Here is a 21,810-nt window from a genome sequence, read left to right as displayed (position 1 = left end):
TGCTGGGAGCGCTCCCAGTCGACGTTTCCGGCGCCACCCCCTCGTTCGAAGGAGAACGTGCATGCGAAGCAGGACAGTGGCCGCCGGCGGGCTCGCCGCCGTGGCCGTGACCGGCGTCGTCGCCACGACCACGTGGGCCGGCGCGCAGGCCGCGGCCTCGGCGTACTACACCGACCCCGGCACCAACGCGGCCAAGTGGGTCGCGGCCAACCCCGGCGACTCGCGCGCCGCGGTCATCCGCGACCGCATCGCCGCGGTACCGCAGGCGCGGTGGTTCACCACCACGAACACCTCCACCGTGCGCGGCGAAGTGGACGCCTACGTCGGCGCCGCGGCCGCCGCCGGGAAGATCCCGATCATGGTCGTCTACGACATCCCCAACCGCGACTGCGGCGGGGCGAGCAGCGGCGGCGCGCCGTCCCACGACGCCTACCGGGCCTGGATCGACCAGGTGGCGGCCGGTCTCGCGGGCCGGCCGGCGGCGATCGTGCTCGAGCCGGACGTGCTCCCGCAGATGACGAACTGCCAGAACAGCGACCAGCAGCGCCAGACCACGGCGTCGATGGCGTACGCGGGCAAGAAGCTGAAGGCCGGCTCGTCCCAGGCGAAGGTGTACTTCGACATCGGGCACTCCGCGTGGCTCTCCCCCGGCGACGCCGCCTCGCGGCTGCGGGCCGCCGACATCTCCAACAGCGCCGACGGCATCTCCACCAACGTGTCCAACTACCGCTCGACCTCCGACGAGGTCGCCTACGACAAGGCGATCCTCGGCCAGCTCGGCGATTCGCGGCTGAAGGCCGTGGTCGACACGAGCCGCAACGGCAACGGGCCGCAGGGCAGCGAGTGGTGCGACCCCGGCGGGCGTGCCATCGGCACCCCGAGCACCAACCAGACCGGCGACGGCCAGATCGACGCGTTCCTGTGGGTCAAGCCGCCGGGCGAGGCGGACGGCTGCATCGCCACGGCCGGCCAGTTCGTGCCCCAGCGGGCCTACGACCTCGCCATCGCGGCCGGGCCGATCCAGACCACCACCCCGACCACCCCCACCACGCCGACCACCCCGACCACGCCCACGACGCCCACCACGACGACCCCGCAGCCGACCGGCGGCTGCAAGGTCACCCACCGGGTGGTCAGCAGCTGGCCGACCGGGTACACCGGCGAGATCGTCATCGAGAACCGCGGTGCGGCCCTCAGCAGCTGGACGCTGACGTTCTCCGCACCCGGCGTGACCGTCACCAACGGCTGGAACGGGACCTGGACCGACGGCGGCGACGTCGTCACGGTCGCCAACGCGGCTTGGAACGGCAGCCTGGGCACGAACGCGACGACGACGCTCGGCTACAACGCGAACTACAACGGTGGCACGCCGCCGTTCCAGCAGCCGGCGCTCAACGGGACGGCCTGCTCCTGACGCCCAGCCGCAGCGCGGAGACGAGGAAGAAGATGCCGCCCAGCGTGGCGTAACCGGCCAGCGCCGTCAGCGACGCACCCTCCATTGTGGCCTGCAGGATGAAGGAAGTACCGGCCACGACGGAGATCGCGCCGCTGAGGATCATCGGCCACTGGCCACCGAGGCCACGCCGGGCGGCACCGACGACGAGCTGGACGAGGCCGGCCACGATCGCCCAGCTGCCCCACACCCGCAGCACACCCGGAATCCCGGACGAGGCGGCGAGGGCCAGACCGGCGGCGGCGAGCAGGCTGATCGCGACGTTGACGTAGAGCGCCGTGATCGGCTTGCCCGCCTTCGCCGAGCGCGCGTCGAGCACGGCGGCGACGACGTCGAACAGCGGGTACAGCACCAGCAACGCGATGCTGACCGGCCCGAGCTCCTTCGCCGTCACGAAGAGCAGCCCGGCCCAGACGAGGGCGAACGCGAACCGCACGAAGTAGAGCCGCCGCAGGGCCTGCGCGGCGCCGGCGGCCGGAACGGTGTCGGTGGTCATGGACTCTCCCGGTAGATAGAACGATCTGTCTCGTCGCCGACTATGGCAGCGTCGACCCACCGCCGTCAAGACCGACCGTTCTATCTGCTAGCCTGGACGCAGCGAACCGGGAGGTGGACGTGTCCGAAGCACGAGCGCGGCTGCTGGGCTCGGCGAGCCGGCTGTTCTACACCGAGGGCCTGCATTCGGTCGGCATCGACCGGGTCATCGCCGACGCCGGCGTCACCCGCGCCACGCTCTACCGGCACTTCCCCAGCAAGGACGACCTGCTGGTCGCCTACTTGAGCGAAGCGGACAAGGCCATCCGGGCGCAGGTCGCGGCGGCCCGGGAGGCGGGCGGCTCGCCCGGGGACGTCGTCCTGGCCGTGGCCACGACGATCGCCGACGGCATCCGGTCGCCCGGCTTCCGCGGTTGTGCCTTCCTCAACGCCGCCGCCGAATACCCGGATCCGGCCCACCCGGTCCACCAGGCCGTGCTCGCGCACCGGCAGTGGTTCCTGGACACGGTCACGGAACTGCTCGCCGCAACCGGGGAGAGCGCCGCCGGGCCGGCCGCGCAGCACTTCGTCATGCTCCGCGACGGCGCCATGGCCGCGGGCTGCCTCACCGACCCGGCCCCGATCTGCGCCACGTTCCTCCGTGGCGTGGAAGGCATCCTGCGGTACCGGGACGCTCCGGTGGCGGCCGGAGCCAAGCGGCGCAACCGGGGTTAGGCCGCCCGGCCGACGACCCACGCCGCGACGGGTGCGGCGGGCGCGCCGAGCTTGGTGCCCTTGCGGTAGCCGCCGAAGATCATGCCGAGCACCAGGACGGCGAGGACGGCCACCAGGATCCACAGCCACACGGACTTGCGCACGCGGTCTCCCCTCGTCGGAGTCGGTCACACCGTACCGCCCGATTGGCGCGCAGGCCGGTTGGGTATTCCTGCCGGTATGGGTGCTTGGGGCAAACGGCTCGTCGCGTTGGCTGTGGCCGCGGTGGTTCTGCTCGCCGCCGTACTCGTCGCATCGGCCGTGCACGTGTTACCCCAATTGCGCAATCCGTTCGCGGAGCGGACCGAGGAACACTCCGGTCCGGTGCTGCTGCAGTCGATCGTCGAGCTCTCCCGCTACGAGGCGGCGAGCGGTTCGTTCCAGGTCGTCGTCGACATCACCACCAGCTCGGTCCTGCCGAGTTTCCTGGTGGGCAGCGACACCTTGTTCATCGGCGTCGGCACCGACAACGCCTATGTGGACTTCTCGCGGCTGAAGGGCGACGCGGTCCAGGTCTCCGACGACCGCCAGTCCGCGACGATCACCCTGGGGCACGCGCAACTGGAGCCGGCCACGCTGGACGTGCACGAGTCCCATGTCTACGCGCAGCAGCAGGGCCTGTTCACCCGGATCAACGAGTTCCTCAGCGGGAACCCGAACTCGCAGCAGGCGCTGTACGAGCTCGCCCAGAAGCAGATCCAGGCCGCGGCCGCGAAGAGCTCGCTGGTGGCCGACGCGGAGCGCAACACCCGCACAATGCTGACCGGCCTGCTGCAGTCGCTCGGCTTCAAGAACATCACGGTCACCTACGCCGACACCAACCCCGGCTGACCGGGGCTTTCCCGCCGCGAACGAAAACTGTCGGACCCTCCCCGTAGTCTGCGATCGATCACCCGCAGGAGGGGGAAACACAGGTGAACGACAGCAGACAGCCGGGCGAGACGGCGTTCCGGCCGGACCCGGCCTGGGAGCCGCACGTCCACGTCCGGCGGGGCGGCTGGTTCGTCCGCGAGGTCGAGCTCGGCCAGGAAGCGGCCGGGTATTGGCAATCCGTGCTCGACGAACCCGGTGAACGCGCCGAGGAGGCCTTCGGCAACCCGGGCAGCGACCCGGCGATCCTGGCGGCCATCCGGCGGACGCGGGCCGGCGAGGCCGACGTGGTGGGCGCCGCCGCGCTGGCCCGCCTGCGGCTGTACGGCCACTACCGGACCAGCGAGGAGCCCAACCGCTCGGAGCAGGTCGCCGACGCCTGGATCCTGCGCCACGGCCTGGTGTTCGCGGTCCGCGCGGCCGCCGAGGCCACCCGGATCAGCTGCAACGAGGCCGGCGGACCGGCGCTCGTGCGCCCGTGCCCCGGCGCGCAGGTTCCCCTGCACCTGCTGCGGAATTCGCTGTTCCGGCGGCTGCGCGCGGTCCTCGCCGCGGCGCCGGAGGCCGACTACGAAGCCGCGGCCGAGGCGCTCGCGCCGTGCCGCACCCAGCCGGCCACCCGGATCGCCGCCTCCTACCTGATCCCCACCCGCGCCGACTGGGGTGACGAGCTGGTCGCCGAGGTCGCGAGTGTCGACGCCTACAACTTCGACTGGGGGGCGGTATTGACCTCCCTCAGCACCCCGGAGCAGGTCGCCGCGGTGCACAACGAGTACGTGAACTGGCAGTTCAACCAGGAGCAGATCCGCTACACCCTCACCGACGCGCTGGGGCCGGCCGTCGCACCGTTCGTGGCCCGGGCGATCGACGGTGACCCGAACGGCGGCGACTCGCGCAAGACCCTGCTGCGCTTTCTCGCCGGCCTGCCCACCGACACGGCGTTCGGCCTGCTCGTGGCGCGGCTCGGCCAGAAGCACGTGTCGCCGGTCGTGGCCGAGGCGATGGGCCGCTTCCCCGCCCGCGCGCTCCGGCTGCTGGCCGAGGCCGCCATCGGCCGGTCGAAGACGGCGGACGCCGCCGGCTTCCTGCTGCGGAGCCATGTTCGCGCGCACCCGGACATCGCCGCCCGGGTGGCCGGGCAGCTGCCGGCGGAGCAGCGGGCGGTGGTCGAGAAGACGATGGCGGGCGGTGATCGGCTGCCCGAGGTGCCGCGGTCGGCGCTGCCGCGGGTCCTGGCGGACCCACCGTGGACGAAGAAGCGCACGGCGGTCAAGCCCACCGTCCTCAGTGGACTCGAAACCGGCGGCGAGCCGGCGCTCGAGTGGGAGCCCGGCGAAGAAGCCGAGTGGGCGAGGCAGGACCTGGAGATCTTCTGGCCCGGCGACGACCCGGACCTGGCGGGCCGGATCGCCGCGTTCGAGGCCGGGAAGCTCCCGCGCTGGGCGGAGCCGCGCCTGTTCCTCGCCGCGCCGCAGGAGTGGGTGCTCGAGCACCTCCCCCGCTGGGAACCCCAAGACGCCTGGGACGCCGAGGGCTGGGGCCGTCAGCTGCTGGGCCGCCACGGCCTGGCCGCGTACCGGCCGGTCCTCGCGGCGGCGGCCGCGCACCCGGGCCACGGCGGGCTGCTCCTGCCGTTGACGAGCCCGGAGATCGCCGCGCTGATGGCGGACTGGTTCGTCCGGCTGAAGTCGGCCCGCTCGATCGCGTCGGCCTGGCTGGCCCGCCACCCGGCCGCGGCCGCGCGGTACCTGGTCCCGCCCGCGCTCGGGCCGGCCGGGGCGCGGCGTCGCGCGGCCGAAGCGGCGCTGCGCCACATCGCGGCACAGAACGCCGAAGTCGTCGCGCGGGCCGCGGCGGGCCACGGCCCCGAAGCCGCCCAGGCGATCGGCCGGCTGCTCGCCACCGACCCCCTGGACGTCCTGCCCGCGCGGATCCCGGTCGCCGGAGCCTGGGCCGATCCGGTCGTGCTGCCGCAGATCCGGGTGCGCGAAGGCGGTCAGGCGCTGCCGGAGAGCGCGGCCGGGCACGTCGTCACGATGCTCGCGCTGTGCCGTCCCGACGAGATCTACGCCGGGGTGCCGCACGTCCGGGAGGTCTGCGATCCGGCCTCGCTGGCGGAGTTCGCGTGGGCGCTGTTCCGCGGCTGGGAGAGCGAAGGGTTCCCGGCCAAGGGCGGCTGGGTGCTGACCGCGCTGGGCCTCCTGGGCGACGACACGGTGGTCCGCGAGCTGAGCCCGCTGATCCGCGCCTGGCCGGGCGAAGGCGGTCACGCCCGGGCGACCGCGGCCCTCGACGTGCTGGCCGGCATCGGCACGGACCTCGCGCTGCTGCACCTGAACTCCCTCGCGCAGAAGGTGAAGTTCAAGGGGCTCAAGCTGAAGGCACAGGAGAAGATCGCCGCCGTCGCCGAGGGCCTCGGCCTGTCGACGGAGCAGCTGGCCGATCGCCTGGTTCCGACGCTCGGCCTCGACGAGGCGGCCACGGCGGTGATCGACTACGGCCCCCGCCGATTCGTGGTCGGCTTCGACGAACAGCTCAAACCGTACGTCACAGACCCGGACGGCAAGCCGCGCAAGGCCTTGCCGAAGCCGGGCGCGAAGGACGACGCCGAGTTCGCGGCGGCGGAGTACAAGCGCTTCTCGGCGCTGAAGAAGGACGTCCGTGCGGTCGCGGCCGACCAGATCTCCCGGCTGGAGACGGCGATGGTGCTCGGCCGCCGCTGGCCCGCCGCGGAGTTCGAGCAGCTGCTGGCCGGCCACCCGCTGCTCTGGCACATCGTGCGGCGGCTGGTCTGGCGCACCGCGGCGGGCGAAGCGTTCCGGTGCGCGGAGGATCGCACGTACGCCACCGTCGAGGACGACGGCTACCTGCTGCCGCCGGACGCCGAGGTGGGCATCGCGCACCCGCTCGAGCTGGGTGCGGCGCTGGCGGAGTGGTCGGCGGTGTTCGCTGACTACGAGATCCTGCAGCCGTTCCCGCAGCTGGGCCGTCCGGTGGCCACTTTGGACGACGCCGAGAAGGCCGCGACGACGCTGAAGCGGTTCGAGGGCCTCAAGGTGCCGGTCGGCAAGGTACTCGGCCTGACCCAGCGCGGCTGGGTGCGCGGCGAACCGCAGGACGCCGGGATCGAGTGCTGGATCTCCCGCCCGGCTCCCGGCGGCGTCAGCGTCGTGGTCGACCTGGACCCCGGCATCGCGGCCGGCGACGTGACCTGGGAGCCGGAGCAGGTGCTGGGCGCGATCTGGCTGGACGACACCGGAGGTGGCCATTGGCGCCGGCTCGGGTCCACCCGGCCCTTCGGCGACCTGGATCCGGTCACGGCGTCCGAAGTGCTCGCCGACCTCGAAGGGCTGACCCGGTGACCGCGAACCCGCAACGGCCACCGGCCGAAGTCCGCTACGCCGACGAGCTGGCCCGGTTGCGCGAGCAGGACACCGCGCCGCGCCCGCCGGGTTGGGCGCTCAGCCTCGCGGCCGCGCGCCGGTTCATCGTCGGCGACGAGGCCCACGGCATCGGGCGCAAGTTCGTCGGCGACCCGTCGCTGATCGACCGGTCCCTGGTCACGCTGGCCACCAGCCGCGGGCTGATGCTCGTCGGCGAGCCCGGCACGGCGAAATCGCTGCTGTCGGAGCTGATCGCGGCGGCCGTCAGCGGTGACTCGACGCTGACCATCCAGGGTGGCGCGGCCACCACCGAGGATCAGATCAAGTACTCGTGGAACTACGCGCTGCTGGTCGCCGAAGGGCCATCGGAGCGGTCGCTGGTGCCCGCGCCGATGCTGCGCGGCATGCGCGAGGGCGCGGTGGTGCGCTTCGAGGAGATCACGCGCTGCCCGCTGGAAGTGCAGGATTGCCTGCTTTCGCTGCTGTCCGAGCGGGTGCTGGCCATCCCGGAGCTGCCCGGCGGGGCGGGCATGGTGTTCGCCTCCGAAGGGTTCAACGTCATCGCCACGGCCAACACGCGCGACCGCGGCGTCAACGAGATGAGCGCGGCCCTGAAACGGCGATTCACCTTCGAGACGGTGTTCCCGATCGCGGACTTCGCCACCGAGCTGGACCTGGTCGAGCAGGAGGCGACCGCGCTGCTGGCCCGGTCCGGGGTCGAGGCCCCGCCGCGGCGGGACGTGCTGGAGGTGCTGGTCACCACCTTCCGCGACCTGCGCGGCGGCCCGGCGGGCGATCGCGTGTCGGCCGTGATGAGCACCGCGGAGGCTGTGTCGGTCGCGCACGCGGTCGGGGTGCGGGGCTGGTACCTGCGCGGCGAGGCGGGTACGCCGGCCGACGTCGTGGCGTGCCTGGCCGGCACGGCGGCGAAGGACAACGCGGACGACCTGGCGCGGCTGCGCCGGTACCTCGAACAGCACGCGGCCCGCCGCGGTGCCGATCCGTGGCAGGAGCTGCACCACGCGCGGCACCTGCTGCCGGGCTGAGGGGGCGGGAGGCATGGGGGCCGTCTTCGTGGGCGTACGGCACCACAGCCCGGCGTGCAGCCGGGTGGTGGCGTCGGCCGTCGGCGAGCTGCACCCGGCGTACGTGCTCGTCGAGGGGCCGGCCGACGTCAACGGCCGGCTCGGTGAGCTGCTGCTGGGCCACGAACTGCCGATCGCCATCCACACGAGCTACTCCGGCGAGCAGCGGACGCACTCGTCGTGGTCGCCGTTCTGCGACCACTCCCCCGAGTGGATCGCGCTGACCGCCGGCCGGGAGGCCGGCGCGGAGCTGCGGTTCATCGACCTGCCGGCCTGGCACCCGGCCTTCGACGGCCGGGACAACCGGTACGCCGACGCGGAGCTGCGCTACGCCGAGGTGATCCGCCGGCTGTGCGCGGAGTTCGCGGTGGACAACCCCGACTCCCTCTGGGATCACCTCTTCGAAGCGGCCCCGGAGGAGGGCCTGGCGGACCGGCTGACGGCGTACTTCGACCTCCTGCGCGGCGAGGCCGAGGCGAGCGAAAGCGACCGGGTGCGCGAGGAGTACATGGCCTCGTGGGTCCGCGCGGCCGTCGCCGACGCCGGGGAGCAGCCCGTGCTGGTCGTCACCGGCGGATTCCACACCGCGGCCGTCCGGCGGCTCGCGGCGAGCGGCGGCACGGATTGGCCCGAGGTGCCCCGGCAGCCCGGTGCGGCGAGCTACCTCGTGCCGTACTCGCACCGGCGGCTCGACGCGTTCACCGGCTACCAGTCCGGCATGCCCTCGCCCGGCTACTACCAGCTGCTCTGGGAACGCGGCCTGGCCGGCGCCGGCCAGGGGCTGCTGGAGGCGGTCGCCGGGCGGCTGCGCGAGCGACGTCAGCCGGTGTCGACCGCGGACCTCATCGCCGCCCGCGCCCTCGCCGACGGCCTGGCCAAGCTGCGCGGGCACGACCACCCGGCGCGGGTCGACGTCCTGGACGGCCTGCTCGGCGCCCTTGTTACCGACGACCTGACCCAGCCGCCGCCGTGGACGGTCCGCGGGCCGCTGCAGCCGGGGGCGCACCCGGTGGTGGTCGAGATGGTGGCCGCGCTCGGCGGCGAGCGCACGGGCCGGCTGCACCCGGACACCCCCGCGCCGCCGCTGCCCGGCCGGGTCGAGGCGGAACTGGCGGAGCTGGGCCTCGACGGCGCCGGCCCGGTCCGGCTCGATCTCACCGAAGAGCACGGGCGGCGCCGCAGCCGCGTCCTGCACTGCCTGCGGCTGCTGGGGATTCCCGGGTTCGACCGCCGGTCCGGCCCGGCGGGTGGCGCGGACCCGGTGGTTGTGGAGGTCTGGCGGCTGACTCCCGGCGACACCCGCCTGCCCGCGCTGATCGAGGCGGGGGCGTACGGCGCGACCCTGCCCGAAGCGGCGCTGGCCGTGCTGCGCGAGGGCCTGCCCGGCGCCGACCTGCCGACGCTGGCGCGAGCGCTGTTCGACGCCGCTCTGTGCGGCGTCCCGGCCCTGCCCGAATCCATTGTGGACACCCTGGTCGCGGAGGTCGGCCACGCGGCCGACCTCGGCCCGCTCGGGGACGCCGTGGCGACGGTGCTCGCGCTGTGGCGCCACGACGAGCTGTTCGGCCTCGCGGGCAGCCCGGCGGCCGCGGCCGTGCTGCGGGCGGGGGTGGCGCGGGCGTTGTGGCTGGCCGAAGCCGTCCGCGGTGGCCCGGCCCCCGCCGAGCCGCGCCGGCTCGCCGCGATGGTGGCGGTCCGCGACACGATCCGGCACGCGGCGCCGGCGCTGACGGTGGATCGCGAGACGGCCGCCGCGGTCGCCGGGCGGGTGGCCGCCGACGCGGGCGTCCCGCCGGACCTGCGGGGCGCCGCGGCCGGCCTGGCCTGGTCACTCGGCGCCGCCCCGGCTCCGGACCGGACCCGGACGGCGGTGCGGGACATGGCCGCCCCGGCCACCCTCGGCGACTGGCTGGCCGGGCTGTTCGCGCTGGCCCGCGAGGAGGTGATCGGCGCCGACGGCGTGCTGGACACGCTGGACGAGCTGGTGAGCGCGCTGAGCGAGGCGCAATTCCTGGCGGCGCTGCCCGCGCTGCGCCTGGCGTTCGCCTACTTCCCGCCCGCGGAACGCGAGAAGATCGCCGAGCGCCTGCTGGCCCGCCACGGCCGCGGCGGCTCGGCCCGCACCCTGGTCCGGCCGGTCCCGATCGACCCGGTGGTCATCGCGGAGGCCATGGCCCTCGAGGCCCGCGTCGACGCCCGCCTGGCCCGGGAAGGTCTGACATGACCGCGAACGAACACCGCCCGTCCCACGGAAAGGCACCCGCGTGACCGACCTCGAGCGCTGGCGCCTCATCCTCGGCGAGCCCGCGCAAGCGGCCTGCGAACTCACCCGGGACGGCGCGGGGCGGGACGCGGCCCTGTCCTGGCTCTACGACCGCGGAGACGAGCTGGCCGAGCGGGACGTGCGCGGCGGCATCGGGCCGTCCGTCCTGTCCACAGTAGACTGGCTCGACGACGTGCACCGGCTGTTCCCGCGCGAGACCATCGAGCGCCTGGAACGCGACGCGGTGGAGCGCTACGACATCACCGAAGTCGTCACCGACCCGGCCGTGCTGGCCCGGATCGAGCCGAGCCCGGCGCTGTTGCGGGCGGTGTTGCGCACCAAGCACCTGATGAACCCGGATCTGCTCGCCATGGCGCGGAAACTCGTCGAAGCGGTCGTCCGCGACCTGCTGCGGCGGCTGCAGCCGGAGCTGCGCCGGTCGTTCACCGGCACCCGGTCCCGGCGGCCCAGTCAGCTGAAGCAGGCGCGCGACTTCGACTTCCACCGCACGATCCGGGCGAACCTCGGCCGCTACCAGCCCGCCGAGCGGCGGGTGCTCATCGACAGCCCGAAGTTCACCTCCCGCACCCGCCGGCACCTCGACCGGTGGCAGCTGGTCCTGCTCGTCGACCAGTCCGGGTCGATGGCCGGCTCGGTGATCCACGCGGCGGTGACCGCGGCCTGCCTGTGGGGCCTGCCCGGCCTGAAGACGCACCTGGTCACGTTCGACACCGCGGTCGTCGACCTCACCGAGGACGTCACCGATCCGGTCGAGCTGCTGATGAAGGTCCAGCTGGGCGGCGGCACCGACATCGCGAAGGCGGTCGCCTACGCCGCCGGGCTCATCGAGAACCCGCGCCGGGCGATCGTCGTGGTGATCAGCGACTTCTTCGAAGGCGGCGACGAACACCGGCTGGTGCACGACGTCCGGAAACTGGCCGAGGCGGGCACGCACGTGCTGGCCCTGGCGGCGCTCGACGAGGAGGCGAACCCGGTGTACGACCGCGCGCTGGCGCAGCGGCTGGCCGACGCGGGTGCCCACGTCGGGGCCATGACGCCCGGGATGCTGGCCGAGTTCGTCGCGGAACGGCTCGGCTGATGCGCGCCGACCTCCTCGCGCTCACCTCGGACGCGCTGGCCGCGCTGGCCAACCGCGGCCTGGTCAAGCGCGCGCAGAAGGACATCGAGGCGGGCCGCGGCCCGGCCATCGAAACCGCCGGGGACGGCGAGGTCCGCGGCCGCTTCCCGGACGGCGTCGAGGTCGTGTTCCCACCGGGAGGCGCACTCGCCGCGGCGGCGTGCACCTGCGGCGCGCCCGGCGTGTGCCGCCACCGGATCGCCGTCGTGCTCGGCTACCAGCACCACCCGGGCGCGACCCCCGAGTTCACCGCGTGGTCGCCGGGCGACATCGACGACGAAGCGCTGACGGCCGAGTTCGGCGCCCGCGCGGTGACAACGGCCCGGCGCGTGTGGCAGGCGGGTCCGGTGGTGCGCCTCCGACGCCCGACGGCGGCGCACCCGGTGGCGGTGGCCGAACTCCCGGCGGCGACGGTCCGCTTCCTGGTCCCCGCCGAGCTGGCCTACGCCCACACCGACGCGGCCGACCGGGCCCAGCAGGTCGCCGTCGCGGTCTGGGCGTTCCGGGAGGCCGACACCCGCGGCCTGACCGACGCGGAGGTCAGGTTCGCGATCGGCGGCCCAGCCCCGGCCGTGGTCCCGTCGGCACCTGCGTTGGAGGTCGTCGCCCGGGTGCTGCACGACGGCGTGGCGAACGCCAGCCCGGTGCTGCGCGCCTCGATCGGCCGCATCGCCACGGACCTGGCGGAGTCAGGACTCCGCTGGCCGGCGGCGGCGATGTCGGAACTCGGCGACCAGCTGGACGCGTATGCCGCCCGCAGCGCCCGCCACCGGGTCGAGCGGTGCGCGGAGCTCCTCGCGGAGATCCCGGCCCGCTTCCGGGCGAGCGGCCCGCCATCCCTGGTGCTGGGAACGGAAGAGCAGGCGGAGACGAAGTTGCGCCGCATCCGCTTGACGGCACTGGGCGCCCGGATAACCGGCAGCCCGGGCGAGCGCCGCGCCCAGGTCTACTTCACCGCCGACGGCTCGGTGCTGGCCCTGACGGCCCGCTGGGAAACCGGAACCGAGCAGGTGACGGGCCACGACCTGGCCGGCCGCCGCATCGCGGGCACAACGCTGGCGGCACTGGCGGCCGCAAACGTCGTCTCGGAAACGGCGGTCCGCAGCGCAAGCCGAGCCTTGGGACTGGGCAACGCCCGCCCGGGCACAATATCGACAACCCCGATCGGCGCGGCTTGGGACGACCTGCCCGCGGTGGTCACCGACTTCAAGGCCGAAGCCGACAGGCTGGCGAACCTTCCGCCGAAGCTGATCCGCCCCCGAGTCGAGGCGGAAGACATCGCGGTGGTCCGCATAGCAGAGGTCTGCGACCTGGGCTACCACCCCGGAGCCCAACGCCTGGACGCAATCATCGCGGACGCCGAAGGCACCCAGGCCCGAATAACGGCAACCCACAGCAGCGCCTGCCCGGGCAGGTTGGACGCCTTGAACAGCGCACTGGCGGCAAACCCCACCCACCTGAGCGGAGCAGTGAGCAGAACGGCCGGCGAGCTACGCATAGACCCGGTGGCCATCCGAACGCAGCAGGGCATCCACATCCCGGACCTGGCCGCCAACGACCGAACCGAGCCGCTGGGCCCACCACCCCCACCAGAGCACGACCCGCTGCAAGAGGCATTGACGGAGGCGGAATCGATGTTGGCAGAGGCGGCCCACCGAGGCTTGGCCCACGCACCCCCAACGTTGAGAACCCGAGCAGACCGAGCGGCAAGGACGCTGAAATCAACAGGCTTCAACACAACGGCGGCCGAGCTGAGCAACTTCGCGGCGCAGTGGACCCCGGAGGCATGGACAAGAGCCCAGATCCGAGTACTGACAACATCCGAGCTCCGCTGACCACCGCCACAGGCGCGACCGGCAGCAAACCACCGGCACCGGCACCGGCACGACCCCGCCCGCAGAGGCCCCCGCCGCCAGCGCCAGCGGCAGCGCCAGCGGGCTACGAACCCGCCCGACAGCGGCCCCGACCACCCGCCAGCGGCACCGGCAACGGCAGCGGCAGCGGCAGCGGCACCAGCCACAACGGAACCCAGCCCTCCCCCAACCCCGATCCAAAGCCCCAACACGGCCGGCGGCGCCGGGTCAAGGCACGCTTTCCCGCCTTGACGCGGTGCCGCCGGCCGTAGTCACAATCGGGCATCGGGGTGGCGGAGACCCGACAACTGCGGATCACCGCCCCCACGACCGCCAGCCGCAGCGCCGCCAGCGGCGCGGCCCAGCGCGGTCGTGATGCACTCGCTGCGGGTCTCAGCCGTTCCGCACCACCCGCCACCGATTCGCAGCCGCACCATTGTCCGGCCCCTGAACCGCATAAGCCCCAGCCGCGGAAGACCCGTTCTCGATAGTCAACAACTTCCCGCTATTCACGTTCCGAATCTTCGACGTCCCATCCCCCTGATCGACCAGGGTCCACCGATGATCCGCAGTCCCGTTGTCCGACCACTGCAGAACCCGCGCCCCATCAGCGGTCGACATGTCCAGCACCCCCAGCACCTTCCCGCTGTTGGCGTTCCGGAACCGCACCGCACTGCCGTCGGTGATCATCTCCCAGTTGTGATCCGCCGTACCGCTGTCCGACCACTGCAGGGCCCGCCCGCCATCAGCGGTCGACATGTTCTCGACCCCGAGCACCAGCCCGCTGCCCACGTTGACCAACCGATAGGTCACCACACCAGCCCCACCGGTGTTCCAGTACACCGTGTAGCTGAAACCCTGCGCGTCATAAAACGGCACCAGATTGACCGAAGCACCATTGGCAGTGGCGCTGAAGGTCAACGCACTACTACTGGTCCGGGTGATCGAACCGACATTGAGCGACGGCAGCGTGGTCCCACCGTAATTCCCGGCCAGAACCACCGGACCATAGGTCACCGCGGCGATGTTCGCGTTGTCGTTGGCCGCCTTCAACGCCACCTTCATCGGCAGGCGCACCGTGACCGCGTCTCCCGAGGCCCACGGCCGCGACAGGGTCGCATAGCTCCCCGGCGTGGCCGTCACGTTCTGCGCGACCCCGTTGACGCTGATCGTCGCCCCGCTCGTCCACGACGGGATGCGGATCCGCATCGCCCAGGTGCCGCCCACGCTGCCCGTCACCGTCAGCGTGGACGTGTCACTGGCCGGGAACGACGTCGCCTGGGTGACCGTGATCCCCCGCTGGGACCACGTGAGCACCGACGGCAGGAACTGGTTCACGATCAACGTCGTGTCACTGAAGAAGTAGATCGAATCGGCCAGCTTCGTCTGGGTCTCCAGACCGCTGCCCTGGCAGCACCAGAACGAGTTGTAGTCCGTGCTCCACGTGCCGCCGCCCCAGGCCGGGCCGAGGCCTCGGCGGCCGCCCGGGTTGAGCGAGCTGAAATACGTTATGTGGCCGTGGCTGTCGGCCGGGTTCTGCTGGCCGATCATCTGGTTGAGCAAGGCTCGCTCGTAGTAGTCGGCCAGGTCGGCGCGGTCCGGGTACAGCGCCATCAGCTCGCGGGTCAGCTTGAGCATGTTGTAGGTGTTGCAGCTCTCGCACGTGTCCTGGTTGAGGTAGCCCGCTATCGCGTTCGGCGCGCGGAAGTGCTCGGCCTGGCTGTTGCCGCCGATGGCGTACGTGTGCGCACCGACCGTGATGTTCCACGCGTTCGTGGCGATGTCGCGGTAGCGGGTGGTGCCCGTCGCCTTGTACTCGCGGGCCGCGCCGATCCACTTGGGGATCTGGGTGTTGGCGTGCAGCCCGTTGAGCTGATCCCGCCCGGCGGCCAGGGGATCGAACACGGCGGCGTGGTCGAACCGCTTCGCCGCGGTCAGCCACCGCGAGTCCCCGGTGTACTGGTACAGATCGGTGAGCACCGCGTTCATCCCGCCGAATTCGGTGTTCAGCACCGACTGCATCTGCGCCGCGCTGAGCCGGGCGGTCCGCCGGTCGACCCAGCCGGCCAGGTTCAGCAGCACGTCGCGGGCCTGGGTGCTGTCGGCGTACCGCCAGACGTCGAGGAGGCCGGCCATCGTCTTGTGGATGCAGTAGTACGGCACGTTGCCGTTCGTCAGCTTGCCGGCTTCGAGATTGTCGAAATCGGCCTCCGGGAAACCGGACAGGTAGCCCGCGGCGAATCCGGCGGCGGCGTTGTTCGCCTGGCACTTGGCGAGCTCGGCCACCATGGTCGTCGCCTTGTCGCGGCTCGTCGTGTCGCCGGCGACGGCCCACAGCTGGGCCCACGCGGTCAGGAAGTGCCCCTGGACGTGGCTGCGGAACGGGAAGTTCGGCGCGTCCCAGCCGCCGTTGGTGGCCGCGCCGCCGGTGGAGAGCCGGTGGTTGGCGCGGAAGTTGTACAGCAGCCGGTTGACGTCGACGAAGCGCAGGTAGTTCTGCGTCCGGTTCTGGTTGTCCAGCCAGCGGCTCGCGGTCAGCCGCACCTGGCCGAGCTCGAACGGGAACGCGGACACCCCGGTGTCGGGCCGGACCGGGCCGACGGCCGCGGCCGCGGCGGTGGCGGCCGAAGCGGCGGGCGCCCAGCCGACGGCGGACCCGGCCGCGGAGGCGATGGCGGTGGCGCCGGCGGCTTGCAGCAGGCGCCGGCGGCTGAAGGAGGAGGTCACCGGGTGCTCCGTTCGTCGTTGAGCGGACAAGAGGTGGGCGCGGAGCATGTTAGCGCTAACAAAGCCACTTGTCACCACCCTCGCTCAACCTGGCCCGCGGGAAGTATTCCGTTCCGCGGCCGGAAATTTCCCCGAGCCATTTCCGGAACTGAAACTTTCATTTCCGGCTGGACGCTCATTCGAAAACCGTGCTACAACCGGAACACCCTTGAGCAGACGCCTCGAGGATTTCCCCGTCGGCCGAAGGGTTTCGCATGCCCACGCTCCGATCGTCGTTCCGGATCTTCGCGACCGCCGCACTGCTCGCCTTGGCCGTCTGCGGCGCTCCCCCGGGTGCCGCCGCGGCGCCCCTGGCCGCGACGCCGAGTGCCGGCTGCGGCAAGAGCCCGACGCTCACGAGCGGCAAACGCACGATCCAGAGCAACGGCAAGAGCCGCAGCTTCATCCTGAAGATCCCCGACACCTACGACAACACCGCCCCGCACCGGCTGGCGTTCGGCTTCCACTGGCTGGGCGGCACCGCCGAGCAGGTCTCCGGCGGCGGCAGCGACGGCTACGCGTGGGCCTACTACGGCATGCAGTCGCAGTCGGGGAACTCCACGATCTTCGTGGCGCCTCAGGGCCTCAACAACGGCTGGGGCAATTCCGGCGGCGAGGACGTGACCTTCACCGACGACATGGTCCGCCTGATCGAGAACGACCTCTGCGTCGACACCACGCAGCTGTTCTCCGTGGGCTTCAGCTACGGCGGCGCGATGAGCTACGCCCTCGCCTGCGCCCGGGCGAACGTCTTCCGCGCGGTCGTGGCGATCGCCGCCCCCGGCGCGATCAGCGGGTGCAGCGGCGGCACCCAGCCCATCGCCTACATGGGCATCCACGGCGTCTCGGACAACATCGGCGCCGGCCGTGGGCTGCGGGACACCTTCGTCCGCAACAACGGCTGCACCCCGCAGAACGCCCCCGAGCCCGCCGCGGGCAGCAAGACGCACTACCTGACCACCTACTCGGGCTGCCGGACCGGCTACCCGGTCGTTTGGGCCCCGTTCGACGGCGGCCACCAGCAGGGCCCGGTGGACGGCTGCACCGGCTGCGAGAGCGGCGCGCGGAGCTGGACGAAGACCGAGATCTGGAAGTTCTTCAGCCAGTTCGGCGGCGGCAGCGACCCGAACCCGCCCACCTCGCCGGTGCAGGTCGGCGTGAACTACTCCCTCGTCGCCGCGCACAGCGGCAAGTCCGCGGACATCAGCGGCGCGTCCACCGCGGCGGGCGCCGCGCTGATCCAGTGGTCCTCGCACACCGCGGCCAACCAGCAGTTCGACTTCCTCGCCTCGGCCGACGGCTACTACCGGGTCCGCGCCCGGCACAGCGGCCTCGTCCTCCAGGTCGCGGGCACGGCCTCCGGCGCGGACATCACCCAGCAGCCCGACACCGACGCGACGACCCAGCAGTGGAAGGTCACCGACCAGGGCGGCGGCGCGATCAGCCTGGTCAACCGGGCCAGCGGCCTCGCGATGGACGTCTGGGGCGCCTCGACCGCCGACGGCGCGCGCATCTCGCAGTACGCCGGCAACGGGAACGCCAACCAGCGGTTCCAGCTCCAGCGCTCCTGAGGAGGACGACGATGCCCGACCTGACCCGACGGCAGGCCATCCGGCTCGGCGCCGCCCTGGTCCCCCTCGTGTGGACGGCGACCGCCCGGCCCGGCTCGGCCGCACCGGCCGACGTCCGGGCGGTGAACGACCTGGCCCTGTGGTACGACAAACCGGCCGGCACCGAGTGGCTGCGGGCGCTGCCGATCGGCAACGGCAGGCTGGGCGCCATGGTGTTCGGCAACACCGACACCGAACGCCTGCAGCTCAACGAGGACACGATCTGGGCGGGCGGCCCCCACGACTACAGCAACACCCAGGGCGCGGGGGCCCTCGCCCAGATCCGGCAGCTGGTGTTCGCCAACCAGTGGACGCAGGCGCAGTCGCTGATCGACCAGAAGATGCTGGGCACCCCGGCCGCGCAGCAGCCGTACCAGCCGGCCGGCACCCTCAGCCTCGCGCTCCCCGGCGGCAGCGCCTCGTCGTACCAGCGGTGGCTCGACCTGACCACCGCGACGACGGTCGTCACCTACGTCGTGAACAACGTGCGCTACCGGCGCGAAGTGTTCGCCAGCGCCGTGGACCAGGTCATCGTCCTGCGGCTGACGGCGGAGACCCCCGGCTCGATCTCGTTCTCCGGCTCGTTCGGCACTCCGCAGCGGGCGTCGGCGTCCAGCCCGAACGGCACCACGATCGCCCTGGACGGCGTGTCCGGCGACAGCCGGGGCATCGCCGGCTCGGTCCGGTTCCTCGCCCTGGCCGCCGCCACCGCCGAGGGCGGGAGCACCAGCAGTTCCGGCGGCACGCTGCGGGTGTCCGGCGCCAACGCCGTGACGCTGCTGATCTCGATCGGCACCAGCTACGTCGACTACCGCACGGTGAACGGGGACTACCAGGGCAGCGCGCGGTCGAGGCTGGCCGCCGCGCAAGCGCTTTCCTACGACACCCTGCGCAGCCGGCACGTCGCCGACTACCAGAAGCTGTTCAACCGCACGACGCTCGACCTGGGCCGGACCTCGGCCGCCGACCAGCCGACCGACGTCCGGATCGCGCAGCACAACAGCGTCAGCGACCCGCAGTTCGCCGCCCTGCTCTTCCAGTTCGGGCGCTACCTGCTGATCTCCTCGTCGCGGCCGGGCACGCAGCCGGCCAACCTGCAGGGCATCTGGAACGACAGCCTGAACCCGTCGTGGGAGTCGAAGTACACGCTCAACGCCAACCTGCCGATGAACTACTGGCCGGCCGACGTCACCAACCTGCCCGAGTGCTACGAACCGGTGTTCGCCATGATCGCCGACCTCGCGGTCACCGGCGCCCGCACCGCGCAGGTCGAGTACGGCGCCCGCGGCTGGGTCACCCACCACAACACCGACGGGTGGCGCGGATCCTCCATTGTGGACTTCGCGCAGGCCGGCATGTGGCAGACCGGCGGGGCCTGGCTCGCCACCATGATCTGGGACCACTACCGGTTCACCGGCGACGTCGCCTTCCTGCGCGCCCGCTACCCGCTGCTGAAGGGCGCCGCCCAGTTCTTCCTCGACAGCCTGGTGACCGAACCGTCCCTGGGCTACCTGGTCACCAACCCGGCGAACTCGCCGGAGCTGAACCACCACGCGAACGCGTCCGTGTGCGCGGGACCGACGATGGACATGCAGATCCTGCGCGACCTGTTCGACGGCTGCGCGGGCGCGTGCCAGGTGCTCGGCGTGGACGCCGCCTTCGCCGACCAGGTCAAGGCGGCCCGGCAGAAGCTGGCGCCGATGAAGGTCGGCTCGCGCGGCAACATCCAGGAATGGCTCTACGACTGGGTGGAGACCGAACAGACCCACCGGCACATCTCGCACCTCTACGGCCTTTACCCCAGCAACCAGATCACCAAGCGCGGCACGCCCTCGCTGTTCACCGCCGCCCGCAGGACACTCCAGCTGCGCGGGGACGACGGCACCGGGTGGTCCCTGGCGTGGAAGATCAACTACTGGGCCCGCATGGAAGAGGGCGCCAAGGCGCACGACCTGATCCGGCTGCTCGTGCGGACGGACCGGCTGGCGCCCAACATGTTCGACCTGCACCCGCCGTTCCAGATCGACGGCAACTTCGGTGCGACCTCCGGCATCGCCGAACTGCTGCTGCACAGCCACAACGGCGAGCTGCACCTGCTGCCCGCGCTGCCACCCGCCTGGCCGGCCGGCAGCGTCACGGGCCTGCGCGGCCGCGGCGGCTACACGGTCGGCGCGACCTGGAGCGGCGGCGCGGCGACGCAGCTGACCGTCACGCCCGACCGCGACGGCGACGTCAACGTCCGCAGCCGGCTGTTCACCACGACCTACGAAGTGCTCGACACCACCAGCGGCGCCAAGCTCCAGCCGACGACCGTCGAGTCCGATCTGGTCCGGTTCCCCGGTCAGGCCGGGCACACCTACCAGGTCACTTCGCTCGGCGGGCCACCGCCGGTGGTCGAACCCGGGGTGAACTACCGGCTCGTCGCCCAGCACAGCGGCAAGTCGGCCGACATCAGCGGCGGCTCGACGGCGGCCGGCGCGGCGCTGATCCAGTGGCAGGCCACCAGCGGGCTGAACCAGCAGTTCGACTTCCTCGCCTCCGACGGCGGCTACCACCGCATCCGGTCTCGCAACAGCGGCCTGGTCCTGCAGGTCGCGAGTTCGGCCTCCGGCGCGGACATCACCCAGCAGCCCGACACCGGCGCGACGACGCAGCAGTGGCGGGTGACCGATCAGGGCGGCGGGGTGGTGACGCTGGTCAACCGGGCCAGCGGTCTCGCCATGGACGTCTGGGGCGCCTCGACCGCCGACGGGGCCCGGATCTCCCAGTACGCGGCCGGCAGTGGCGCCAACCAGCGGTTCCAGCTCCAGCGCCTATGACCGGCGCAGGCCGTTGACCAGGAGGTTCACCAGGTGCCGCGCGTCGTAGTGCGCCGCGGACCCGGCGCCGGCGCAGAGGCTGCCGACGCCGCGCATCAGCTCGTAGGCGTCCTGGCCGGGGACGATCTCCCCGGCCGCCGCGGCCGCCTCGAGCAGCTGCGTGCAGACGGGACCGAGGCGTTCGAGGAAATAGGCGTGCAGCGGGTCGTAGCAGGCTTCGCCGGACTGCAGCACCGACGCCAGGCCCTGCTTGGTGATGACGAAGTCGACGAACCGGTCGATCCACTCGACCAGGGCCCGGTGCGGCCCGAGGTCACCGGCGAGCAGCGCCGGACCGGCCTCGGCGAGGGCTTCGACCTGCAGCCGGTACACCGCGAGGATCAGGTCGGCCCGGGTCGGGTAGTGGCGGTAGATGGTGGCCGTGCCCACTCCGGCCCGGGCGGCGATCTCCCGGATCGGCGCTTCGACGCCGGACGTCACGAACACCGCGGCGGCGGCTTCGAGGACGTTCCCGGCGTTGCGCCGCGCGTCGGCGCGCTGCGGCGGTTTCCCTGCCGCCGTCCGGGCATCGCTCACGACCGCATGCTACCGGCCCCCACCGGTTCGCCGACGTCGAGCAGCAGCCCGGCCAGCTCCGCGGGCGCGGTGATCATGCAGTCGTGCCCGGCGGCCAGCTCGCGCACGTCCGCGGGCTCGCCGTTCGGCTGCACGGCGGGCACCGGGCGCCGGTCGAACCCCTCCGGCTTCACCGTGCAGTGGATGTGCGTGCGCGGGATCGCCGCCGCGGCCGGGTTGTCCAGCGCGACCGGCTCTTCGAGGCACCGGAGCGGCTGGTCGGACAGCATGGTGCGCAGCCAGGCGACGTCGCCGGGGTCGGTCACCCCGAACAGACCGAAGGGCGCGGGCAGCTCGGGCAGCGGCGGGACCCGCCAGCCGGTGCCGAGCACGCTCCGGGTGATCGGCATGACGTCGAGCCCGTTCTCGCCGTGGGCGGGCACCATCGCGTCGAGGTACACCAGCCGCGCGATCCGCTCCGGCACCTCGTTGGCCACCGCGGAGATCACCAGGCCGGCGTAACTGTGCCCGACCAGGACGACGTCGTGCAGGTCCGCTTCGACCAACAGCCGCACGACGTCGGCGGCGTGCGTGCGCAGCCCGACGTCCGGGGCCAGCAGGTGCCGCGTTTCGCCGTAGCCGGTGAGCGTCGGGGTGAACACCGGCCGCCCGCTCGCCGCCAGCCGCGGCACGACCCGCGCCCAGCACTGGCCGGTGTGCCAGGCGCCGTGGACCAGCACGTACGTGATCGCCATGATGACTCGACT

The 21,810-nt window shown here is 72.5% G+C and carries 15 protein-coding genes; 10 read left to right on the top strand and 5 right to left on the bottom strand.

Annotation, left to right across the window (positions count from 1 at the left end; translation table 11 throughout):
* Positions 1–76: 76 nt before the first annotated feature.
* Positions 77–1,414, top strand: coding sequence for a glycoside hydrolase family 6 protein (locus ACWEF6_RS23660; protein WP_449684956.1), 1,338 nt, complete (start codon positions 77–79; stop codon positions 1,412–1,414).
* Here ACWEF6_RS23660 and ACWEF6_RS23655 read toward each other — a convergent pair.
* Positions 1,392–1,949, bottom strand: a complete 558-nt coding sequence (locus ACWEF6_RS23655; protein WP_449684939.1) for a hypothetical protein — start codon at positions 1,947–1,949, stop codon at positions 1,392–1,394. The two genes, ACWEF6_RS23660 and ACWEF6_RS23655, sit on opposite strands and share 23 nt — an antisense overlap.
* A gap of 119 nt (positions 1,950–2,068) precedes the next feature.
* Between ACWEF6_RS23655 and ACWEF6_RS23650 the strand changes: the two genes are divergently transcribed.
* Positions 2,069–2,662, top strand: a complete 594-nt coding sequence (locus tag ACWEF6_RS23650; RefSeq protein WP_449684938.1) for a TetR/AcrR family transcriptional regulator — start codon at positions 2,069–2,071, stop codon at positions 2,660–2,662.
* Here ACWEF6_RS23650 and ACWEF6_RS23645 read toward each other — a convergent pair.
* Complete coding sequence (locus tag ACWEF6_RS23645) at positions 2,659–2,805, bottom strand: hypothetical protein (protein ID WP_449684937.1); 147 nt, start codon at positions 2,803–2,805, stop codon at positions 2,659–2,661. The two genes, ACWEF6_RS23650 and ACWEF6_RS23645, sit on opposite strands and share 4 nt — an antisense overlap.
* Before the next feature lie 76 nt (positions 2,806–2,881).
* Between ACWEF6_RS23645 and ACWEF6_RS23640 the strand changes: the two genes are divergently transcribed.
* The 6 genes from ACWEF6_RS23640 (at position 2,882) to ACWEF6_RS23615 (ending at position 13,275) form a co-directional block, all read left to right on the top strand.
* Positions 2,882–3,532 carry a DUF4230 domain-containing protein gene (locus ACWEF6_RS23640; RefSeq protein ID WP_449684936.1) on the top strand — a complete coding sequence of 217 codons (651 nt, stop codon included), beginning with the start codon at positions 2,882–2,884 and terminating at the stop codon, positions 3,530–3,532.
* 83 nt (positions 3,533–3,615) lie between these two features.
* Positions 3,616–6,933, top strand: a complete 3,318-nt coding sequence (locus tag ACWEF6_RS23635; RefSeq protein WP_449684935.1) for a DUF4132 domain-containing protein — start codon at positions 3,616–3,618, stop codon at positions 6,931–6,933.
* Positions 6,930–8,000, top strand: a complete 1,071-nt coding sequence (locus ACWEF6_RS23630) for an AAA family ATPase (protein ID WP_449684934.1) — start codon at positions 6,930–6,932, stop codon at positions 7,998–8,000. Before ACWEF6_RS23635 ends, ACWEF6_RS23630 begins: the two co-directional genes overlap by 4 nt.
* Positions 8,001–8,013: 13 nt before the next feature.
* Positions 8,014–10,263 carry a DUF5682 family protein gene (locus ACWEF6_RS23625; protein ID WP_449684933.1) on the top strand — a complete coding sequence of 750 codons (2,250 nt, stop codon included), beginning with the start codon at positions 8,014–8,016 and terminating at the stop codon, positions 10,261–10,263.
* A gap of 40 nt (positions 10,264–10,303) precedes the next feature.
* A complete protein-coding gene (locus ACWEF6_RS23620) occupies positions 10,304–11,401 on the top strand; it encodes a VWA domain-containing protein (protein ID WP_449684932.1) in 1,098 nt (365 codons plus the stop codon).
* Positions 11,401–13,275: an SWIM zinc finger family protein gene (locus ACWEF6_RS23615; protein ID WP_449684931.1), complete on the top strand. Its 1,875-nt coding sequence runs from the start codon at positions 11,401–11,403 to the stop codon at positions 13,273–13,275. Before ACWEF6_RS23620 ends, ACWEF6_RS23615 begins: the two co-directional genes overlap by 1 nt.
* Positions 13,276–13,686: 411 nt before the next feature.
* Here ACWEF6_RS23615 and ACWEF6_RS23610 read toward each other — a convergent pair whose 3' ends face one another.
* A complete protein-coding gene (locus ACWEF6_RS23610) occupies positions 13,687–16,020 on the bottom strand; it encodes a beta-L-arabinofuranosidase domain-containing protein (protein WP_449684930.1) in 2,334 nt (777 codons plus the stop codon).
* Between the two features lie 254 nt (positions 16,021–16,274).
* Here ACWEF6_RS23610 and ACWEF6_RS23605 point away from each other — a divergent pair, with 254 nt between their 5' ends.
* Both ACWEF6_RS23605 and ACWEF6_RS23600 read left to right on the top strand, forming a co-directional pair.
* Positions 16,275–17,630: an RICIN domain-containing protein gene (locus ACWEF6_RS23605; RefSeq protein WP_449684929.1), complete on the top strand. Its 1,356-nt coding sequence runs from the start codon at positions 16,275–16,277 to the stop codon at positions 17,628–17,630.
* Positions 17,631–17,641: 11 nt separating this feature from the next.
* Positions 17,642–20,488: a glycosyl hydrolase family 95 catalytic domain-containing protein gene (locus ACWEF6_RS23600; protein WP_449684928.1), complete on the top strand. Its 2,847-nt coding sequence runs from the start codon at positions 17,642–17,644 to the stop codon at positions 20,486–20,488.
* On the opposite strand, the gene ACWEF6_RS23595 is transcribed toward ACWEF6_RS23600, so the two are convergent.
* Both ACWEF6_RS23595 and ACWEF6_RS23590 read right to left on the bottom strand, forming a co-directional pair.
* Positions 20,483–21,064, bottom strand: a complete 582-nt coding sequence (locus ACWEF6_RS23595; protein WP_449684927.1) for a TetR/AcrR family transcriptional regulator — start codon at positions 21,062–21,064, stop codon at positions 20,483–20,485. The genes ACWEF6_RS23600 and ACWEF6_RS23595 overlap by 6 nt on opposite strands.
* Positions 21,061–21,798 (bottom strand): alpha/beta hydrolase, encoded by a 738-nt coding sequence (locus ACWEF6_RS23590; RefSeq protein ID WP_449684926.1) that lies wholly within the window; start codon positions 21,796–21,798, stop codon positions 21,061–21,063. The genes ACWEF6_RS23595 and ACWEF6_RS23590 overlap by 4 nt, the downstream gene beginning before the upstream one ends.
* Positions 21,799–21,810: the final 12 nt, after the last annotated feature.

This window comes from Amycolatopsis sp. NPDC004772, assembly GCF_053601215.1.
Note: the sequence above shows the minus strand (reverse complement) of the source record. Positions and strands in the feature narration are given on the sequence as shown.

Excerpts from the sequence above, each read along its gene's own strand:
- ACWEF6_RS23655 (WP_449684939.1), bottom strand. The coding sequence starts at position 1,949 with ATGACCACCGACACCGTTCCGGCCGCCGGCGCCGCGCAGGCCCTGCGG.
- ACWEF6_RS23640 (WP_449684936.1), top strand. The coding sequence starts at position 2,882 with ATGGGTGCTTGGGGCAAACGGCTCGTCGCGTTGGCTGTGGCCGCGGTG.
- ACWEF6_RS23625 (WP_449684933.1), top strand. The coding sequence starts at position 8,014 with ATGGGGGCCGTCTTCGTGGGCGTACGGCACCACAGCCCGGCGTGCAGC.
- ACWEF6_RS23615 (WP_449684931.1), top strand. The coding sequence starts at position 11,401 with ATGCGCGCCGACCTCCTCGCGCTCACCTCGGACGCGCTGGCCGCGCTG.
- ACWEF6_RS23605 (WP_449684929.1), top strand. The coding sequence starts at position 16,275 with ATGCCCACGCTCCGATCGTCGTTCCGGATCTTCGCGACCGCCGCACTG.
- ACWEF6_RS23600 (WP_449684928.1), top strand. The coding sequence starts at position 17,642 with ATGCCCGACCTGACCCGACGGCAGGCCATCCGGCTCGGCGCCGCCCTG.
- ACWEF6_RS23590 (WP_449684926.1), bottom strand. The coding sequence starts at position 21,798 with ATGGCGATCACGTACGTGCTGGTCCACGGCGCCTGGCACACCGGCCAG.